This window comes from Streptomyces sp. NRRL B-24085 (assembly GCF_001282115.1).
Classification (GTDB): Bacteria; Actinomycetota; Actinomycetes; order Streptomycetales; family Streptomycetaceae; genus Streptomyces.
In genome coordinates this window covers 1-3646 of sequence record NZ_LJBR01000511.1, presented here as the reverse complement: position 1 = coordinate 3646, position 3646 = coordinate 1, and the positions used below count along the sequence as shown (strand labels likewise).

Here is a 3646-nt window from a genome sequence, read left to right as displayed (position 1 = left end):
CCCCGCTACCGAGCCGCACGCCCGGTGCCGAGCCCGGCCCCCCGTCAGGGCGCGTACCGTGCCTGGACCGCCTTCCGGTCCAGTCCGCCCTTCGCCGTGTACGGCAGGGCGGCGACCAGTTCGACGCGGTCCGGTATCTCGAAGGCGGCCAGGTGGTCGTGGCAGTAGCGGAGGATCTCCTCGCGGTCGACGGTGTCGCCCTCGCGGAGCACCACGGCGGCACCGACCCGCTGCCCGTACACGGCGTCGGGGACCGCGAACACGGCCGCCTCCGCGACCCCCGGGCAGCCGGCGAGGATGTCCTCGACATGCTCGGGTGAGATCTTCTCCCCGCCCCGGTTGATGAGGTTCTTGATCCGTCCGGTCAGCGACAGGTACCCGTCCTCGTCCAGCGTGCCCAGGTCACCGGTGTGCAGCCACCCGTCGACGAAGGTCCGTGCCGACTCGTCGCCGTCGGCCAGATAGCCCCGGGCGACGGTGGGCCCCTGCACCCACACCTCGCCCTCCACCCCCGCCGGGCAGGTACGCCCGCCGCGGTCCACGACCCGCACCGCGACCCCGGTCGGCCGGCCCACGGACCCCTGCCGGAGTGCTCCCCGCTGCGGCAGCGGTTCGCTGGTGGCCTGGTGCGAGGACTCGGTCATCCCGTACGCCGACAGCAGCGGCGCGCCGAAGGTCCGCTCCAGCGCCCGCTGTGTCGCGGTGTTGAGGGGCGCGCTGCAACTGCGGACGAACTTCAGCCGCGGCGCCTGCGGCCCCGGGTACTCCCGCTCCGACCGGTCCAGAAGGATCTCGTGGATGGCCGGCACCGCCGTGAACCACGTGGCGTCCACGGCCCGCATGTCGTCCCAGAACGTGCCCGCCGAGAACCGTCCCCGCTCCGGCAGCAGCACACACCCCCCGCTCGCCAGGGAGGACAGCAGTGCCGCGAACAGCCCGTGCCCGTGGAAGAGCGGCATCACCGCAACCGTGGCGTCACCGGGCCCCAACTCGTAGGTGGCGCAGATGTTCCGGACGGAGGCGGCCACGTTGGCATGGCTCAGCGGAACCATCTTCGCCCGGTCGGTGGTGCCGGCGGTGAACAGCACGAGGGCGTCCTGGTCCGACAACTCGGCCGAGGCGGCGGTCACTTGGGGTACCCCGCACGTGTCGGGTTCGAGCGACACCACGGCCGCCCCCGCCCGCGAGACCTCCACGCGCAGCGGCCAGGCGGGCACCGGGAGCGCTCCGGCACCGGAGGCCGACGCGTCGAGGAGGACCGCCCGCGCCCCCAACGCCGTGAGACGGGCCGAGAGTTGGGCCCGAGGCAGTGCGGGGTCCAACGGGGCCGTGACCAGCCCGGCGCGCGCCGCACCGAGCAGTCCAACGACGAACTCCGCGGTGTTGGCACAGATCAGACCGACCGCGTCACCACGCCCCAGCCCCGCCTCGCGAAGCCGGACGGCCACGTCGTCGGCGAGGGCCGCGAGGGCCCGGTACGACAGCGGCACCCGCTCACCGGTCACCACCAGGGCCCGGCTGTACGGCCGTTCACGTACCTGCCGGTCGAGGAGGCCGGCGAGGCCCGAGACCTCCGGAGGCCGGTACCGGTTCGCGTCACGCACGGATGCCGCGGCCGGAACGGCCATGACCCCACCCCTTCGCACAGATCCGACGAAACGTCCTCTGCGAGCGTGCGGTGGCACCCGGTGGACGTCCAATACCCGCTGGCGAACGGCCGATAGCAACCGTCTATCAAGGGAGTTGCCGGGCCCCTGACCAGCCCTCGATAGACGCCGTTTATCGGCTGGTCGCCGATGGGTCTTGGACGCGGGCGAGCGCGCTGCCGATGGTGAGAGAAGTAGCCGCTCCGGCAGGACCTGCCCAAGGAGGACCTCGGACCATGACCGCTCCCTCGACCCTGGAGACCGCGGCAGCAGCCGACGTTCCGACCGAGCTCACCGACGGGTACCACCTGGTCGTCGACGCGCTCAGGATGAACGACGTCGACACCATCTACGGGGTGGTCGGCATCCCGATCACCGACCTGGCCCGGCTCGCCCAGGCGCAGGGCATCCGCTACATCGGCTTCCGCCACGAGAGCAACGCCGGGCACGCGGCCGCCATCGCCGGCTACCTCAACAAGAAGCCCGGCGTGGCCCTCACGGTCTCCGCCCCCGGCTTCCTCAACGGCCTGGTCGCGCTGGCGAACGCGACCACCAACTGCTTCCCCATGGTCCAGATCTCCGGCTCCAGCGAGCGCCACCTCGTCGACCTGAGGCAGGGCGACTACGAGGAGATGGACCAACTCGCCGCCGCGCAGCCCTTCGTGAAGGCCGCCTACCGGGTCAGCCGGGTGGAGGACATCGGCCGCGGCATCGCCCGCGCCCTGCGCACCGCGATCTCCGGGCGCCCCGGCGGTGTCTATCTCGACATCCCCGCCGCGGTGCTCGGTGCCATCATGCCCAAGGCGGAGGGCGACAAGACGCTGAGCCGGCTCGTCGACCCCGCGCCGCGCCAGCTCCCGGCGCCGGAGGCCGTGGACCGGGCGATCGAGCTGCTGGCCTCCGCCGAGCGCCCGTTGATCGTGCTCGGCAAGGGCGCCGCGTACGCCCAGGCCGACGACAAGGTACGGCAGTTCGTCGAGTCCACCGGCATCCCCTACGTACCGATGTCGATGGCGAAGGGCCTGCTCCCCGACAACCACCCGCAGTCGGCCGCCACCGCCCGGTCCCTGGCGCTGAAGAAGGCCGACGTCGTGATGCTGATCGGCGCCCGCCTCAACTGGCTGCTGGGCCACGGCCAGACGGGCTGGAACCCCGACGCCAAGTTCGTCCAGATCGACATCGACCCCAAGGAGATGGACAGCAACCAGCCCATCTCCGCACCCCTCGTCGGTGACATCGAGTCGGTGCTCGACGCGCTCGCCGAGCGCACCAAGCCCGGCCAGATCACGGCCCCCACGGCCTGGCGCGAGGAACTCGGGGCGCGCTCGGCGCAGAACGTCGCCAAGATGGCCGAGCGGCTGAAGGCCGACCCGCACCCCATGCAGTTCATGGGCGCCCTGCAGGCCGTACGGGACGTCGTGCACCAGCACCCCGAGACGTACCTCGTCAACGAGGGCGCCAACGCCCTGGACATCGCGCGCAACGTCATCGACATGCACGTACCGCGCCACCGCCTCGACAGCGGCACCTGGGGCGTGATGGGCATCGGCATGGGCTACGCCATCGCCGCCGCCGTCGAGAGCGGCGCCCCGGTCGTGGCCGTGGAGGGCGACAGCGCCTTCGGGTTCAGCGGCATCGAGATCGAGACGATCTGCCGCTACAAGCTGCCCGTCGTCACCGTGATCATGAACAACGGCGGTGTCTACCGCGGCGACGACACCAATCCCTACGACGACGCCCCCTCGCCGACGACCCTGATGTCGGCCGCCCGCCACGACCTGCTCATCGAGGCGTTCGGCGGCAAGGGCTACCGGGCCACCACGCCCGCCGAGGTGACCGCCGCCCTCACCGAGGCCCTCGCCTCCGGTGGGCCGGCGCTCATCGACTGCGTGATCGACCCCTCGGCCGGCACCGAGAGCGGCCACATCTCGCACCTGAACCCCAAGGGCATCACCGTCGGCAACATCACGCCGGCGAAGAAGTGACCGCCCGCACCCCCG

Annotated in this window: 2 protein-coding genes; one reads left to right on the top strand and one right to left on the bottom strand. The window is 71.9% G+C overall.

What is annotated here, in order from left to right; translation table 11 throughout:
• Nucleotides 1-44: 44 nt before the first annotated feature.
• A complete protein-coding gene (locus AOJ26_RS38115) occupies nt 45-1628 on the bottom strand; it encodes a FadD7 family fatty acid--CoA ligase (RefSeq protein ID WP_053852922.1) in 1584 nt (527 codons plus the stop codon).
• 254 nt (nt 1629-1882) lie between these two features.
• Here AOJ26_RS38115 and oxc point away from each other — a divergent pair, with 254 nt between their 5' ends.
• Nucleotides 1883-3631 carry an oxalyl-CoA decarboxylase gene (gene oxc, locus AOJ26_RS38110; protein ID WP_053852921.1) on the top strand — a complete coding sequence of 583 codons (1749 nt, stop codon included), beginning with the start codon at nt 1883-1885 and terminating at the stop codon, nt 3629-3631.
• Nucleotides 3632-3646: the final 15 nt, after the last annotated feature.

What these genes read in the sequence shown, in the direction of transcription:
- oxc (WP_053852921.1), top strand. Translation starts at nt 1,883, where the DNA reads ATGACCGCTCCCTCGACCCTGGAGACCGCGGCAGCAGCCGACGTTCCG.
- AOJ26_RS38115 (WP_053852922.1), bottom strand. Translation starts at nt 1,628, where the DNA reads ATGGCCGTTCCGGCCGCGGCATCCGTGCGTGACGCGAACCGGTACCGG.